Below are 15,402 nucleotides of genomic sequence, written 5' to 3'. Positions count from 1 at the left end.
CGGCCTGGCCGCTAGTCGAGGTCGTCGGTGTCCGGGGCGTCAGCCGCGGCGTTGGCGGGCGGCGTCCACGGCAGGCACGTGCTGTAGTGCGAGTCGAAGCGCTGCTGGAACGGCACGTTCAGCGGGTGGTTGCGCAGCGCCAGGATGTTCTCGTCGTTCTGCCGCAGCGCACGGTAGGTCAGGTTGTGGCTGCCCACGTAGAGCGTGGACTGGGCGCCACGGCGCACGATCATGAACTTCTCGTGCATGGGTACGCCGCCGGCCGCGGTGTAGCCGCACAGGTGCACCGGCATCGCCCGGGCGAGGTCCACCAGTGCCCGCATCGGGGCGCCCGCGTCGTGCGGCCGGCCCGAGGTGGCGCCGGTGACGATCCTGACCTGACAGCCCCGACTCCGGGCGGCCTTCAATTCGGTCACCACCGCGGCACGCTGGATCCGGAAGTTGGCCAGGTCGATGCGGGTCCCGCCGGAGCAGTTCGTCGCCTTCAGCAGGCTGACGACCGGGTCGTTGCTGGCGCCGCCCGGCTTACGCCCGGCCGCCTCCCGGCGGGGGAAGGTGTAGACGCGGTGGTCGCCGACGGCCGTCGTGCTGCCCAGGTTGGGGTTGTTGCGCCCCGAGTTGCCATAGCGCATCAGGGCGTTGAAGTAGCTCAGGTAGGCCGAGTAGAGGCCCGCGTTGCTGATGGTGATGGCGTTCTCGTACGCGCGGTAGTAATCCAGATTGGCCGACGCGACGTAGAGGACGTTGCGGGCCGTGCCACCGCCGACCAGTTGCACGCTGGAGATGGTCATGAACTTGTTGTGCATCAGGGGCGGGTTGGTCAGCGGCGTCGCACCGGTGCGGCTGGTCGCGCAACCGCGGGTCGACTGCTTGTCGGGTCGCCGCTCGCCGCACTCCACCAGCGTGATGGCCGGGATCGCCTTCAGCGCGTTGTAGTGGGCGGTGCCGACCTGGCTGCCGTTGATGACGATCCGCACCCGAACGCCCCGCTCGGCGGCACCGCGCAGGGCAGTGACGATCTCCGGGCGGTTGAAGAAGTAGAGGGTGAGCGAGAGCGTCGCCCCGGTCGGCGCGGCGTTGATCAGCCGGGCCACGTGTGCCACGACTCCGCCGTGCATGTCGGCGTCGGTCTTGTTGTTGAACCAGGCGTAGTTGCGGACCTCTGAGGCGGCGATGGGCACCACCGCCGCGGCGGCGGCCGGTGCGGCAGCCTCGGTGCTGGCCGCGCTGGCCGGGGTCACCGCCATCGACAGCGACGTCACCGCGACGGCCGCCACGGCGAGGCCGCGCAGCAGCGGTGTCCTTCTCCTTCGGGCGGTGCTGTTTCCTGCCGTTCTCCCCAGCGACTCGTACTGCATCGGACAGTCCTTCCCCGTGCTCCTGGCCGGCGGCTGGCCCCCGTCAGCGTGTGGTGCCGCCACCGGTGCTCCTGATCGGGCATCGGCGCGGGCCGCACAAGCCAGCCGTCGGTCGGTGGGTGGTCGGGCGAGGTGCGTTGCGGTGCACCTTCCCGGGCTGACGTCGACGCTGCCAGGTGGCGGTGGAAGCGCTGTGGAAGGAGAGTGCAGGGACCGGTCGGCCGGCGGTCACTCGATGCGCAGCTCGAAGTGCACGGTCCGGCCGGTCCTGCGCCGGGCGAGCCGGTGCGTCAGCGCCACCAGCACCCCGTGCAGCAGCGGGTACTTGCGGCGCAGCGCCCGCCGCGCGGTGGCGTACTCGTCACCGATCAGTTGGCGGGCGGTGGCCCGCACGGCCGGGCCGGTGGGCGTGCCGCGCCCGGTGGCGGCGGCCACGGTGACGGCGGGGTTCCGCTGGATCCGCCGGGTCTTCCAGGCCCGCTGGTAGCTGCGCACGTAGGCACGTTCGCCGCGGACGGCGATGCTGACCGGGGTGGCGACCGGGGTGCCGTCGCGGCGGAACGTGGTGAGCGCGATGGTCTTCTGCCGGCTGAACGGCGCCCACTGCGGCGAGCTGCCCGGCTCCACCGGGCCGAGGATCCAGCCCAGCTCGCGCCACCGCTCGACCAGGGCCACGGCGGCGAGCACCGACGAGACTCCGATGATCACCGTCTGCCCGGTGGCGCCGCCGAGGTTCCGGTCGGCGACGTGCACCACCGTGTGCGCGATGCTGCCGACCAGATATCCGGCCAGGGCCACGGTGAACCCGTCGGCCCAGATGATGGCCAGCAGCAGGGTCACCCCGATGCCGAGCTGAAACGCGCCGATGTCGTGCACGAAGTGCCGGTGCGGTGGGAAGTTGACGGCCGAGGCGAACGCGGACGGTGCGAGCAGCGCGACCACTCCGACCGCGACGGCGAGCAGGCCGAGCAGGCCGATGACGGCCCGGATCGTATGTCTCATGCCAGCGAGACGCCGCAGCCTGCGGCGGTGTGACCCGGGTCGTTCCACGTCACACCCGGCCTTCGTCCGCGACCCGGCCGGCGACAGCGTCGGGGCCGGCTGCCACGCTCCGGCGTGGGCGGCGGTTAGGTTACGTGGATGGAGCAGCGGATCAGTCTGGTCACCCTCGGCGTCGCCGACCTGCCGCGCGCCCGGGCCTTCTACGAACGGTTGGGCTGGCGCGGCCAGGAGGTCGAGGAGACCGTCTTCTTCCAGGCCGGCGGCCTGGCCCTGGTGCTGTGGGGGCGCGACAAGCTGGCCGCCGACGCCGGCATCGACGACCCGGGAGGCGGCGGCTTCGGCGGGATGACGTTGGCGCAGAACGTCCGGTCCCGCGGCGAGGTCGACGAACTGTTGGCGGCGGCGGGCGCGGCGGGGGCCGAGGTGACCCGGCCGGCCACGGAAACGTTCTACGGCGGTTACGCGGGCTGCTTCGCCGACCCGGACGGCCACGTCTGGGAGATCGCCTGGAACCCCGCCATCCCGCTCGGCGCGGATGGCAGCCTCACCCTCCCCGACTTCGGAACCACCGACTGACCGGCGCGGCAACGGGCCGGCACGGCACCAGCGCGGCCGGGAATCCTCAGCCGTCGGTGGGTGGGCAGAGGAGCCGGTCCAGCAGCGGGAGCTTGAGCGGGTCCAGGCAGAGGGTGAGCAGTTGGGCATCCGGCGACGGCGGCGGTGTCGTCGGCGCGGGCGCCGTGGTCGGTGGCGGGCTGCTCGGGGCGGGGGCCGTGGTCGTCGGTGCCCCGGTGGGGGCCGGCGGAGCCACCACGGTAGGCGGTGCCGGTGCGGTGGGCGGCACTGGTGCGGCGCTCGGCCCGGCGGGGGCGCCGGGGCGGGACGCCGCGCCGGGCGGCGGGGCCACCGGCGCAGCGGTCGGCTCCGACCCTGCCGGTCCGGCCGGCGCGTCGGCGGTGATCGGCGGCGCGAGCGGTCCGGTTCCCGGCGGGGGCGTGGCCGGGACGGGCCAGCCGGGCTGGGGCACCAGGTCCGGGATGAGGGCGCCGATTCCCGCCGGTGCGTCGGTGTTCACGGCGACGTCGCCCGCCCCGATCCGGTACGTCGGGCCGTCCTGCTCCGAGCCGTACGCGCCGGCGCTCAGCGTGGCGAAGGCCAGCGCGGCGACGGCGGCTGCGGTCGCACGTCGCTCGGGTCGTAGCGCGCTCAGCGGCGCCTGGTGCGGTTGAGCCGGTGGTGGCGGTGCGGGTTGGTTGCGCTGGTGGGCCGCGGTGAGCGTGTCGAGTTCCGCGGTGACGTCGGCGCGTTTGCCGTCGGCGGCGGCGACCGCGAGGGTGAGGTAGAAGCGGGTGTTCGCCGCGGTGTTCGCCGGCACCAGCAGCCCGGCGAGCCGGCCCGGGTCGGCGGTGTGCAGCAGGGTCAGTGGCACGTCGGGGTGGTGGGCGGGGCCGGTCAGGTCCGCGTACCGCCATTCGCGCCGGCGTTCGCGGCCGGCGAAGGCGACGCGGTGGTTGGTGACCACGGCGATGCCGGCGTCGACGACCCGCAGGCCTCGGGGCAGCGCCCGGCCGGTCGTGCCGGGGGGCCCGACGCTCAGCGCCGGCGCGGGCAGTCCGGGTACGTGCCGGGCGACGGCCTCGACCAGCTCGGCGGTGGGCAGGACCCGATAGATGAGTTCGTCGTCGTCGAGCGTCACCGGCAGCCCGGTGCGGGGCTGGGTGCAGCCGAGGAAGCTCTCGGCCTCGATCCGCTGCCGGGTCAGCTCGTCGGCGCGGCGGCGCCACTGGTCGACGTCGGCGAGGTGGGCGCGCCGGCGTCGCTCGTTCTCGCGGTCCGCCCACGCGATCCGCCAGCCGGGGCCGGCCGTGGCCAGGGCAACTGTGCCGGGTGATGTGGTGGTCACACGCGGTACAACAGCTCGCGTTCGTGACAGGACACGCGCGAGGGATCGATGCTTCCCTTTGTTCCCGATAAGAGAGAATTGGCCTGCGCCAATCTGTCCCGATCCGCCCGGACCGCGGCTAGGAGATCACCCGCTGCGGGTACGCCTCGACCTCCCGCGCCCACTGCTCGGCGGCCACGGCCAGGGCGTCGGTCGAGAGGGTCAGCGGCAGTCGGTACACCGCGCTCAGCGGCCGGCGCATCCACGGCGGCAGCGACTCGTAGGAGAACTCGACCGTCAACTCCACCCGCCGACGCCGGATGACCCGGGTGCGGAACGCCAGGTTCGGCTCGGTGAAGCGCAGCACCGCCGGCAGCATCGACGGGTCTGCCGCCAGATCGGCCTGCAACCGCAGCCAGTCGGCCAGCATCCCGGCCTCGGCGGTGGTCAGGCAGGGATCGCAGCGGGACCAGGCCTGCCCGTCGGCGGTACGGGCATCCGCCTCGATCAGCAACCAGTCATCCCAGTCCGCCGCCTCGTCGGGATCGACCGGCGGCTCGACGCCCGGCTGGTAACCGACCGGCCGGATCCGCAGCCGTGCGCCATCGTCGGAGCGCATCTCCATACAACTATCATCTCGGACAAAAGGCATTAACCGGGCAGGAACCAGGCGCACTGTGAGTCTGATCATGGACCACGGCCCGAGCCGACGCGCCACCGGGTAACCGCGACCCCCCGGTCGGCCCCGAGACGCTCGGGGTGGCGGATCCGGGTGGGCTGCGGGGAGACCCCGATGGCAGGCCGCCGGCCGACTGCCAGGCTGGAGAAATGATCGCCACCGATGCCCGGGCCGCCGGGCCGAGCCTTCCCGCGGTACGGATGGTCGCCGTCGCCGCCCCGGCGCTGCTCCTGCTCTACGGCATCTGCCGGCTCGTCGACGGCCTCGACGGCGACCACGGGCCGGGCTGGGCCTGGAACATCGGCCACAGCCTCTTCTTCGTCTCGATCGCCCTCTTCGCCGCCCTCGCGGTGCAGCTGCGGCGGATGCTGCTGGCCAGCACGCCCCGCCGGCGGGCGCTCACCGACGCGGCAACGGCGGCGACGCTGCTCGGCGCGGCGGCCTTCCTCTGGGTGATCCTCGGTGACCTCTTCGCCGGGTTCGCCGACGCGGCGCCGCTGCCGGATCCGCTCTTCCTGATCGGGCCGCTGCTGTTCCAACTCGGCCTGCTGACGCTGCTGGTCCAGGCCGCCACCGCCCGGCCGCGCCGGCTGCCGCGCTGGTCTCCACCCCTGGTCCTGCTCGGCTTCGTCGCGCTCGCCGTCAACCTCGACCTGCTGCCGGTCGGCGGCGCGCTCATCCTCGCCGGCCTGCTCCCGCTACGACCCGACACCGCGCGGTGAGGTCGGGCAACGACTGCCGGCACCACCACCTCGCGGTGCGGACCGACGACGACAGCCCGCACCGCCAGCCCGCGGTGCGGGCCGGCAACGACAGCCGGTGGCGGGTGGAGAAGGTCAGGTCCAGACGGTGCGGCGCACGCCCCGGTGCTCGGCGCAGGCGTCCCGGCGGCCACCGGTCAGGCTGAGCACGCCGTCGCGGCACTGCACCAGGTAGCCCCGGCCGGCCCAGAACTCCTGGGCGCAGTCGAAGTGGTCGCAGATCTCGACGGCCGGCTTACGGATCCGGTTACCGCCGCAGAAGTCGTACCCCATCGGGTTGGCCGGGGCCCCGCAGCGCTGCTCGGCGCTCGGCGTCGGCGACGGCGTGGTGGTCCGCTTCGGCTTCGGCTTCGGCTTGGCCGGTGCGGGCGTCGGGGCCGCCGGATGGATCAGCGCCGGGACGCCGCTCGGGCTGGACGCGGGGGTGGCCGCGGCGGCCCGCTCGCCGGCCGGGTCGGACGGGCCGGATTCGATCAGCGCGGCGGGCACCAGCAGCGCGACGGCCGCGGCGACCGCGACGGTACGCCGACCGCCGGGCACCCGCGCCGAGATCCGAGCCTGCCCCGGGGTGGCGACCGCCGGCCGGAACGGCTTCAGCTGGGCGTGTTCGGCGATCAGGTCGTCGAGCTGGGCGAGCACCGCGCCGCGCTGCTCGATCGCGTCGGCGAACGCCAGGGTCAGCATGAACCGGAAGTCGGCCGCCGCGTCGGCGGGCAGCAGCAGCCCGGAGGTGCGACGCCGGTCCAGCACCTGGATCAGGGTGACCGGCGCGGCCGGGTCGTGGGCCAGCCCGGTCATCTTCCCGTACGCCCAGTCGCGCCGGCCGCGCCCGCCGAGCAGGACCAGGCGGCGGCTGGTGATCACGGCCATTCCGGCGTCGGTGACCCGGACCCCGTCCGGGCGGCGCGGGCGCAGCGGCGCGGCCTCCGGATGGACGGTCAGGTCCGGCGCGGGCAGCACGGCGGTGTGCCGCACCTCGACCAGTTGCGCGGCGGGCAGCACCCAGAGCACCGCCTCGTCCGGGGCGAGCTCCAGCGGGAGGCCGGCGCCGGCGGCCGGGGAGCCCTGGAAGTCGGCGGCGCGGGCGCGTAGCCGACGCAGGTCGTCGTCGCGCCGCCGCCAGGCGCTCTCGGCGCTGCGGAACGTCCGGTGTCGGCGCTCGTTCTGCCGGTGCGCCCACCGGTACCGCCATGTGGAACCCGTCGAATCAGTCCTTGCCACGCCGACTCCTTCGCCGCGCAGGCCACCAACCGGGGTGTCACTCGGGTTAACTCCGGCGGCGACCGGCGGGGAGACGCTGTCCGGGGGCGAACCACCCGAACAGTGGAGCAATTTGGACGATTGGGGGGTACTGGTGCGTCGATTCAGCTTCCGGCAGCGGCCGGGCCCGCAGCGAGCCCGGCCGCTCGAGGGCCGGCGGTTCAGTGCCGGCGGCCCTCGCCCACCCGGTAGGTGCGCAGGTTCGGGTCGGCCTTGATCTGCGATTCGGTGTACTTGATGGTGTCCCAGCCCTTGCCGGAGTAGAGCGCGGTCTGGTCGGCGTACCAGGGGGAGTTCGGGTTGGTGGACTGGGAGTAGGTCAGGATCTGTCGCCCGGACGGCCCGTGCGGGCCCAGCTCGACGGCCATCACGAAGGACGAGCCGTGCACCACCTTCGGGTAGCCGATGCCGGGCACCAGGTTGTTGACGATCATGTTGAAGACGCCGGCCTCGGCGCGTCCGCCATGGATCGGGATGCGCCTGTCGCCGCGCGGTTCGGTCTGCACGTCGCCGAGCCGGGCGTCGAGCGGGACGCCGGCGAGGCGCTGCACGGCGTCGGCGAGCGCGGTGCGGACCCTCGGGTCGGCGCTGGCGAGCCGGCGCGGGGTGCGCACCGGGTCGGTCACCGCGAAGGTGTCGGCGAAGCGCAGCCCGCCGGCCAGGACGAACTCGGTGAACAGGTGCGCGCCGCGGCTGTCCAGGTCGACGTGCAGGTCCCAGCGGGCCAGCGCGGCGCAGGCGGCGCGCAGGTCGACGGTCGCGCCGTTGGTGGCGGTGCCGGTGGGCTGCGCGGTGCAGAGCGCGACCAGGTCGTCGCGGACCAGTTCGCCGCCGTACGCCCGGTTGCCGAACACGGTCTGCCACAGCCGGTCGGCGGTGAACCCGCGCCCGGTCAGCCCGTCGGTACCGGCCAGGCGCTGCTGCACCTGGTCGAGGCCGAGCCGGGTACGCAGGCTGCGCGGGGTCCGTTCGTCGCCGATGATCCGCGAGTAGCCCTCCAGCGGGGCCTGGGGGTTGGCCAGCCAGTAGCTGTCGTTGGAGTTGGTGACGTAGTCGCCGCGGATGGCCACCGGCAGGTTCGCCGGGCCGAGGATGCCCGGCACCGCGGCGTCCGGGTCGGCGCCGAGCGCGCAGGCCGACCGGGAGCCGTCCAGGACGGCCTGGCCGCTGCTGGCGTAGAGCGGCTGGAACGCGGCGGGGATGCAGGCGGCGGCGAGCGCGTCGGTCACCCGGGGCACCACCGAGTGGTCGGCGTAGAGCGCCTCGCCGCGGGAGTCGGCGGCGATCACGTTGACCCAGGGCAGGAACTGGTAGCGGTCGAGCACCCGCTTCAACTCGCGCACCGTCCCGGCGCGACCCATCTGCAGCCAGCCGTCGAAGGCCCGGTTGTTGGTGGCGTTGACGTCGGTGATGGCGTACGCGCTGCCGGCGGTCCAGTCGAAGGTGCCGGGCACCACCACGACCGGCCCGAAGTGGGTGTCGTGGAAGGTCCGGCTGACCGGCACGGTGCCGCCGTTCGGGCCGGGCACCTGGACGGTGACCGTGCGGGTGGTCATCTTCCGTGCCTTGCCGTCGACGTAGTACGAGGTGGGGTCGCCGGGCACCAGCGCGAGGCGGTGCCAGACGAACCGGCGGGCGGTGGAGACGGTGTGGCTCCAGGCGAGGGTGCGGTTGTGCCCGATCTCGACGATCGGGTCGCCGATCAGCGCGGCGCCCTCCACGTCGTAGCGGCCGGGCACCTTGAGGTGCATCCGGTAGAAGCGCTCCGCGCCGTCCCAAGGGAAGTGCGGGTTGGCCAGCACCATCCCGCCCCGGTTGGCGGTCGCCGCCTCGCCCAGCCCGTACGCGTTGCTGCCCACCCCGGCGGGGGCGCCGTCGGAGGCGGCGAGCACCGCGGCGGCGCCGGGCGCGTCCTGCGCGGCGGCCGGGCCGGTGGCGGTGGGCGGGGCGGCGGCGACGATCCCGTCGAGCACCGCCCGCGAGCCGGCCCGGACCATGCTGGCCCAGGTGGTACGCCAGATGTCCAGTTCGGTCAGCGGGCGGACCCACGGCTTGGCCCGGCACGCCGGGTCGGTGAGCTTCGCCGCGCCGGTGCGGCGCAGGTAGGAGTTGTAGCCGGCGACGAAGCCGCGGATCTGGTCGCGGACGTCGTCGGAAGGGGAGTGCACGCCGTCGCGGCGGCCGTCGAGCAGCCGCTGCACCGTCCGGTCGTCGATGGCCTTGCGGAAGAACAGGTCGCTGCGCACGTTCGCGTCGGTCGGACCGGTGGCGCCGAAGTAGCGGGACCGCTCGGCGTTGACCGTCACCACCTTCTCGGCGATGACGCAGAGGTTGTCCTCGGCCTGCACATATCCGACGCCGAAGCCGAGGCTGGCGAAGTTCGTGGCGGTGATGTGCGGAACACCGTAGGACGCTCGGCGGATCTCGGCCGAGTAGCCGCGGTCGCGCTGGTGCGCGCCGGCCGGGGCCGCACCGAGCCCGGCCACGACCAGCCCCAGGGCGGTCACCGCCGCGCCGAGGCGTGCTGATGCTTTCACCGCGTCCTCCCCCCGTCGCGTCCCCCGGACGCCGTCGACCGAGGGACATTCACGTTGATCGGCATTCTCGTCGCCGTCACGGCGCCCCGTACACCCCTGTTGCGCCGACCGTCCTGCCCGTTGCGGTCAACGGCCGGCGGGCGGCGTGGCGCGGCGGATCCGGGCGGCCGCCATCGCCCACGCCTGCGCCTCGTCGACCAGGCAGCCGGCGAGCAGCTCGCGGCCCCGGGCGCGGACCGCGAGGGCGTCGGGGTGGCCCGGCAGCCACTGCTCGGCGTCCCCGATGGTCAACTCGGCCCGCCGGCCGGGCAGCGGCGTCGCTCCGGGTGGCAGGCCGCCGAGCCGGTCGAGGTGCCCGGCGGAGAGGATCTGGTACCACATGGCGTCGGGGACGAGCGCATCCGCGAGCATCTCCACCCCGGGCCGCCGGGTCACCGGTTTCCCGTCGCTCGCAAGCCGCTGCGACCACTGTGGCGTGGCCACCCGACGGCTGTCCGGCTCGGCGTCCACTCCGCCCCAGACCAGAAATCCGCTGCACGCGTGCAGCTTGTCGCGCAGCCGGTGCATCGGCCCGGCCAGCTCGCCGGCGTCGGCAGGGCCGGCGCGGTCCGGCGTGACGGTGAACGCCGCCGCCGGCAGCACGTCGTGGTAGCCGCCGACGGTCGCGGCCACCAGCCGGTCGGTGAGGTCGCCGGCGAGCAGAGTCATCGTGATCGCCGTCGGTAGGGTGCCCAGTACGGCGGCGGTGGCCGAGCCGGCCCCCTCGGCGATGAGCGGAACCCGCACGCCGAGCACGACGGCGCTCAGCTCGTCCGTGGGTCCGCGCTCGGCGTGCAACCAGTCGAGCGCCACGCCCAGCAGGGGCGGGGGCAGCTGGCACGGGGCGTCGCCGAACGGCGCACCGAGCGGCCCGCGCAGGTAGGCCCGGGCGGACAGGCCGAACTCCTCGATGTCGTGGCTCGGGCCGCGTCGGGCCACCGAGATCAGCGCGTCCCGCACGCCGGCGTCGCGCAGTTGCCGGGCCAGCAGCTCCGGTATGGCGAGGACATGCTCCGCGGGCAGTGGGCCGAGGTCGACCACGAGAAGCTGCGCGCCGGGCAGGGCGATCGGTGACGAGACGAAGGCCGGGCCCACCGGCTCCCCGCCGGCTCCCGTCGCTTCGAGCCGGAGCAGGGCCTGCCGGAGCGCGGCCATCGCGACGGGGACACCGGCGTCGTCCGAACGGACTTCGATCGTCAGGCTGTGCTGCTCGCGCAGAGTTTCATCGATATCCAGCACTACGACGACCGCCATGTGTCCCCCAGTGGTGGCGCAGCCGCGACTCCGCGGCAGCCCCATTCCTGAACTGCGCTTCGCACGTCGACCGGGAATGGGGAGATGACTATTTACCTACGTCTATTGACAGCGGAAGGGATCCGTCGGGGAGCATATTGTCGTCGCAGTTTCCCGGGGTCCCTGCCAGGCACGCTGCGCTCCAAACTGCCCAACTGTCTCAATAGCGCGAATACGCGTAACATGAAATAGCGCGTTCCACATTCCGCGATGTAACAATCTCGGGGAGATCGGCGCTATTTGCGAATCCAACGACCGTCGCCGTATTTTCGCTCAACCCTTCGGCAACCACCGAGGCCCGTGATCGCCGTACGGGGAGCCGGCTGTCTCGGTAACGTCACCCGCAGCCGGGTGGCGGCCCGCCGGTCCGGCGCGAGGGGGTGAGCGTCGTGGCCGGCTCGGGCGAATCCCGGGGCGTGGTGATCGGCGTCGACATCGGCACCACCAGCACCAAGGCGGTCGCCTACGACACGCGGGGCCGCCAGCTCGCCACCCACTCCGTCGGCTATCCCCTCGACGAGCCGCAACCCGGGTACGCCGAGCAGGACCCGCAGCGGATCCTCGACGCGGTGCTGGAGTCGATTCGGGTGACCGTCGCCGAGCTGGACCGCTCGGTCGCCGGGCTCTCGTTCGGCAGCGCGATGCACAGCCTGATCGGCCTCGACGCCGACGGCAACCCGATCACCCCGTCGATCACCTGGGCCGACTCCCGTTCCAGCCGGCAGGCCGAGCGGCTGCGCGCCGTACCGTCCGGACTGGCCCTGCACCGACGCACGGGCACGCCGGTGCACCCGATGGCCCCGCTGCCGAAGCTGCTCTGGTTCGCCGAGCAGGAACCGAAGCTCTTCGAACGGGTCTCGCACTGGGTGGGCATCAAGGACTGGGTGCTCCTGCGGCTCTGCGAGGTGCTGGTCACCGACCACTCGCTCGCGTCGGCCACCGGCCTGATGGACATCCAGCAGCTGGAGTGGGACACCGAGGCGCTGGCCGTCGCCGGCATCACCGAGGAGCAGTTGCCGCAGCTCGTGTCCACCACCACCGTGCTGTCCGGCCTCACCGCCGAGGCCGCCGCGGCCACCGGCCTGCCCGAGGGCATCCCGGTGGTGGTCGGCGCCGGCGACGGCCCGCTGGCCAACCTCGGGCTCGGCGCGGTGCATCCCGGCATGGTGGCCTGCTCGATCGGCACCAGCGGTGCGATGCGGGTGATGGTCGAGCGCCCCAACGTGGACCCGCTCGGCGGGGTGTTCTGCTACGCGCTGACCGAGGACCGTTGGGTGGTCGGTGGCGCGATCAACAACGGCGGCATCGTGCTGCACTGGGCCGGCGAGGCGCTCGCCCCGGAACTCGGCGCGCACGCCGAGCCGGAGCTGCTGGCGCTGGCCGCCCGCGCTCCGGTCGGCTCGGGCGGGCTGATCATGCTGCCGTACCTGCTGAGCGAGCGCGCGCCGCACTGGAGCGCGCTGCCCCGCGGCGCGTACGTGGGGTTGACCCACGGGCACCGCCGCGAGCACCTGATCCGGGCCGCGCTGGAGGGGGTCTGCCAGCAGCTGGCGGTGGTGCTCGCCTCGGTCCGCTCCGCCGGCAACGAGGTCCGGGAGATCCGGGCCAGCGGCGGGTTCGCCCGCAGCGGACTGTGGCGGCAGATGCTCGCCGACGTGCTCGGCGTACCGGTGAGCTTCCCGGGCGGCCACGAGGGCTCCAGCTTCGGCGCCGCGGTGCTCGGCATGCAGGCCCTCGGCCTGATCACCTCCATCGACGTGGCCGACGACCTGGTCCACATCGAGGAGACCATCCGACCCGATCCGGCCGCCGCCGCCACCTACGCCACGCTCCTGCCCCTCTTCGCCGAGCTGTACGACGCGCTGGTGCCCACCTTCACCTCACTACGCCGCCTGGCCCCGAACCTCCCCCCAGAACCCACGCCGACCCCACCCCCCATGTAACGGACCGCCGATGCCCACGCCCCCCAAGGCTCACGTCGATCATGCAGTTGTGGTGCTTCACCAAAGGCGCGAACACCCGCACAATGCCCACCACAAGTCCATGATCGACGGGCGCGGCACCGGGGGCTACGGGGCCGAGACGGCGGAGATCAGGTAACGGTGGACCTCGGCGCCGAGGATCGCCACGGTCTGCTCCTCGGCCGGGCCCGCGCCACGGAAGGCCAGTAGCTGCTCCTCGGATTCCCAACGCTCGTAGACGTTGATCCGCCCCGGCTCGACCGGGTCGGGGCTGATCGCGAAGTCGACGCAGCCGGGCGCGGAGCGGGCCTGGCGCACGGTGTCCAGGCAGCTGGCCAGGTAGGCGTCCCGCCCGGCGGAGTCGACGTAGAGACTGCCGGCGACGATGAGCACTGTGGACCTCCGGTGATGTCGATGACTCCGGCGATGATCCCGCGTGCCGGCGGTTCCGCGCCGCCGCCGCACCCGGACGGGTGACGCCTTCGTCGGAGGCAGCACCCGCCCCGCCCACTTCTTATCGTACAAACGTGAAGAAAACCGACAAGAAGCCCTCATCTTCCCGACGCCCGGCGCGCCGCGTACCCCCGATCAAGCTGGCCGCCGCGGGCGTCGCGCTCGCGCTGCTGGCCGCCGGGCCGGCGGCGGCCGACGGCGGCGGACCCGAGCCCGCCGCGCCGCGACCGGCGGCCAGCACCCTCGCCTGGCTGGCCTTCCCCGGCGGGGTCTTCTCCGTCGACAGCGAGACGCGCACCGTGCGCTACCGGGCCTGCGACGGCGACACCGGCCGGGTCGCCGACCCGGAGATGCGCGTCGACGGCCGGCTGGCCAGCGGCGAGGTCACCGTCGACGGTACGACCTACGCCTACGACGTACCGCTGGTCGGCCGCACCCGGGGCATCGTCGAGGTGACCCGGCCCGACGCCGAGCCGCAGGGGCTGGTCGGCGACGTGGTCACCGAGCCGCAGCCGCCCACCGACCCGATCGCCGGCCGCCGGCTGCTCCCCCTCGCCGGGCAGCTCCAGCAGGTCGTGGACGCTTCCACCGCCAACCCGGCCGGGGCGACCGTCCGCGACCTCTCCGGCCGGTACGGCGACCAGCAGATCGCGGTGAACGGCACGCTCCGCCCGAAGGCGGCCAGCGTGATCAAGCTGTGGATCCTCGTCGAGCTGCTGCGCCGGGTGGACTGCGGCCAGGTGTCGCTGGACGACGGTGTGCTGGTCGCCCCCGCCGACGTGGTCGACGGCACCGGCGAGCTGCAGTACGAGGACTTCCCGCAGGTGGTCACCCTGTACCGGCTCGCCCAATACATGATCAAGTACAGCGACAACACGGCGGCGAACGTGCTGATCGACTACCTGGGCGGTTTCGCCCCGGTCAACGCGCTGATCGACTCGATGAACCAGCGGGAGACCGTGCTGGCCCGCAAGATGCTCGACACCGAGGCCGCCATGCGCGGCGAGGAGAACTACACCAGCCCGGACGACGTGGTGGCGCTGCTCGGCGCGGTCTGGGACGCGCAGATCCTCAGCCCGGACACCCGCGACCTGATGATCGGCTTCATGGCCGAGCAGACCCTGAACACCAAGATCCCGGCGGCGCTGCCGCCCGGTGTGCCGGTGGCCCACAAGACCGGCGACCTGCCGGACGCCTCGCACGACGTCGGCTACTACCTGATTCCCGGCTCGCAGGTCGCGGTCGCCTTCCTCACCTCCGGCCCGATGGCCAGCGGCGACGAGACCGTCCGCCGGCTGGCCCGCACCGTCTACGACTATCTGGTCGAGCCGGTCGAGGAGTGACGCGGAACGGGCCGCGCCCTGCGCCGGGGCGCGGCCCGTGTCGGTTCCGCCCGGGACCCGTCAGGCGCGGCTGATCGCGTTGGCGTGGATCGCCTCGTGCAGGTACGCCGCCAGCCCGGGCGCCTGGTTCTCGTAGTGCGCGGTGAACCGCTCGTCGGCCAGGTACATGTCGGCCAGACCGGTGTGGACCTCGTACGAACACTCGTAGAACCAGCGGCCGATGATCTGCCGGTGCTCCTCGGCCAACTCCATCGCCGCCGGGCTGTCCGCCGGCGCGCCGGTGGACATCAGCGCGACGATCCGCCGTCCCCAGTCCTCGCTCTCCTCCTTGATCCGCAGCCAGTCCTCCTTGCCGTAGCGCGACACCCGCCGGTTCGACTCCCGGTACGCGTCGCTGCCGCCCCACCGCTGCTCCGCCTCCTCGGCGTGCGCGTCCGGGTCGAAGTCCCCGAAGACCTCGAACCGCTCCTCCGGGGTAAGCCGGATGTTCATCTTGCTCGCCTCCATCGCGAACTCGATCGCCGTGACCATCTCCTGCAACCGCTTGATCCGGACCGTCAGCAGCTCGTGCTGGCGGCGCAGGTGCGCCGCCGGGTCGGCCGCCGGCTCGTCGAGGATCGCGGCGATCTCTTCCAACGGGAACCCCAGCTCCCGGTAGTAGCGGATGAGCTGCAACCGCTCCAGGTCCGCGTCGTCGTAGCGGCGGTAGCCGGCCGCCGTGCGCCCGCTCGGCGAGAGCAACCCGATCTCGTCGTAGTGGTGCAGCGCCCGTACCGTCACGCCGGCGACCTTCGCCACCTGGCCCACCGTGTACGCCATGGCTTCCCTCCCTTC

At 73.2% G+C, this 15,402-nt stretch carries 13 protein-coding genes; 4 read left to right on the top strand and 9 right to left on the bottom strand.

The annotated features are described in order from the left end of the window. Nucleotides 1–11 precede the first annotated feature (11 nt). On the bottom strand, nt 12–1,358 hold the full coding sequence (locus ACIP9D_RS10220) for a phosphatidylserine/phosphatidylglycerophosphate/cardiolipin synthase family protein (protein ID WP_350869034.1): 1,347 nt from the start codon (nt 1,356–1,358) through the stop codon (nt 12–14). Between the two features lie 228 nt (nt 1,359–1,586). Continuing rightward, a complete protein-coding gene (locus ACIP9D_RS10215; RefSeq protein WP_350869032.1) occupies nt 1,587–2,360 on the bottom strand; it encodes a PPOX class F420-dependent oxidoreductase in 774 nt (257 codons plus the stop codon). 138 nt (nt 2,361–2,498) lie between these two features. On the opposite strand from ACIP9D_RS10215, the gene ACIP9D_RS10210 reads away from it, so the two are divergent. Next, nucleotides 2,499–2,936, top strand: a complete 438-nt coding sequence (locus tag ACIP9D_RS10210; RefSeq protein ID WP_350869030.1) for a VOC family protein — start codon at nt 2,499–2,501, stop codon at nt 2,934–2,936. Nucleotides 2,937–2,982: 46 nt separating this feature from the next. Here ACIP9D_RS10210 and ACIP9D_RS10205 read toward each other — a convergent pair whose 3' ends face one another. Both ACIP9D_RS10205 and ACIP9D_RS10200 read right to left on the bottom strand, forming a co-directional pair. After that, nucleotides 2,983–4,263: a hypothetical protein gene (locus tag ACIP9D_RS10205; RefSeq protein ID WP_350869029.1), complete on the bottom strand. Its 1,281-nt coding sequence runs from the start codon at nt 4,261–4,263 to the stop codon at nt 2,983–2,985. 118 nt (nt 4,264–4,381) lie between these two features. Further along, a complete protein-coding gene (locus ACIP9D_RS10200; protein WP_350869027.1) occupies nt 4,382–4,867 on the bottom strand; it encodes a hypothetical protein in 486 nt (161 codons plus the stop codon). 203 nt (nt 4,868–5,070) lie between these two features. Between ACIP9D_RS10200 and ACIP9D_RS10195 the strand changes: the two genes are divergently transcribed. Beyond that, on the top strand, nt 5,071–5,643 hold the full coding sequence (locus ACIP9D_RS10195) for a hypothetical protein (protein WP_350869026.1): 573 nt from the start codon (nt 5,071–5,073) through the stop codon (nt 5,641–5,643). 114 nt (nt 5,644–5,757) lie between these two features. Here the strand turns inward: ACIP9D_RS10195 and ACIP9D_RS10190 are convergent, their stop codons facing one another. The 3 genes from ACIP9D_RS10190 to ACIP9D_RS10180 all read right to left on the bottom strand — a co-directional run bounded on the left by ACIP9D_RS10190 (nt 5,758) and on the right by ACIP9D_RS10180 (nt 10,772). Then, entirely contained in the window at nt 5,758–6,903 is a 1,146-nt protein-coding gene (locus ACIP9D_RS10190; RefSeq protein ID WP_350869025.1) for a hypothetical protein, read from the bottom strand. Nucleotides 6,904–7,103: 200 nt separating this feature from the next. Then, on the bottom strand, nt 7,104–9,479 hold the full coding sequence (locus ACIP9D_RS10185; protein WP_350869023.1) for an acylase: 2,376 nt from the start codon (nt 9,477–9,479) through the stop codon (nt 7,104–7,106). A gap of 126 nt (nt 9,480–9,605) precedes the next feature. Next, complete coding sequence (locus tag ACIP9D_RS10180) at nt 9,606–10,772, bottom strand: hypothetical protein (protein ID WP_350869020.1); 1,167 nt, start codon at nt 10,770–10,772, stop codon at nt 9,606–9,608. 428 nt (nt 10,773–11,200) lie between these two features. Between ACIP9D_RS10180 and ACIP9D_RS10175 the strand changes: the two genes are divergently transcribed. Then, complete coding sequence (locus ACIP9D_RS10175) at nt 11,201–12,754, top strand: gluconokinase (RefSeq protein ID WP_400449642.1); 1,554 nt, start codon at nt 11,201–11,203, stop codon at nt 12,752–12,754. A 126-nt stretch (nt 12,755–12,880) separates the two neighbouring features. Here the strand turns inward: ACIP9D_RS10175 and ACIP9D_RS10170 are convergent, their stop codons facing one another. After that, nucleotides 12,881–13,165, bottom strand: coding sequence for an antibiotic biosynthesis monooxygenase family protein (locus tag ACIP9D_RS10170; protein ID WP_350869017.1), 285 nt, complete (start codon nt 13,163–13,165; stop codon nt 12,881–12,883). Nucleotides 13,166–13,299: 134 nt separating this feature from the next. On the opposite strand from ACIP9D_RS10170, the gene ACIP9D_RS10165 reads away from it, so the two are divergent. After that, the gene (locus tag ACIP9D_RS10165; protein WP_350869015.1) at nt 13,300–14,568 is read left to right on the top strand and encodes a serine hydrolase; all 1,269 of its coding nucleotides are present in this window, start codon (nt 13,300–13,302) and stop codon (nt 14,566–14,568) included. Nucleotides 14,569–14,628: 60 nt separating this feature from the next. Here the strand turns inward: ACIP9D_RS10165 and ACIP9D_RS10160 are convergent, their stop codons facing one another. Further along, on the bottom strand, nt 14,629–15,387 hold the full coding sequence (locus ACIP9D_RS10160; RefSeq protein WP_350869012.1) for a MerR family transcriptional regulator: 759 nt from the start codon (nt 15,385–15,387) through the stop codon (nt 14,629–14,631). Nucleotides 15,388–15,402: the final 15 nt, after the last annotated feature.

This window comes from Micromonospora sp. NPDC093243, assembly GCF_044753725.1.
Lineage (GTDB): Bacteria > Actinomycetota > Actinomycetes > Mycobacteriales > Micromonosporaceae > Micromonospora.
Note: the sequence above shows the minus strand (reverse complement) of the source record. Positions and strands in the feature narration are given on the sequence as shown.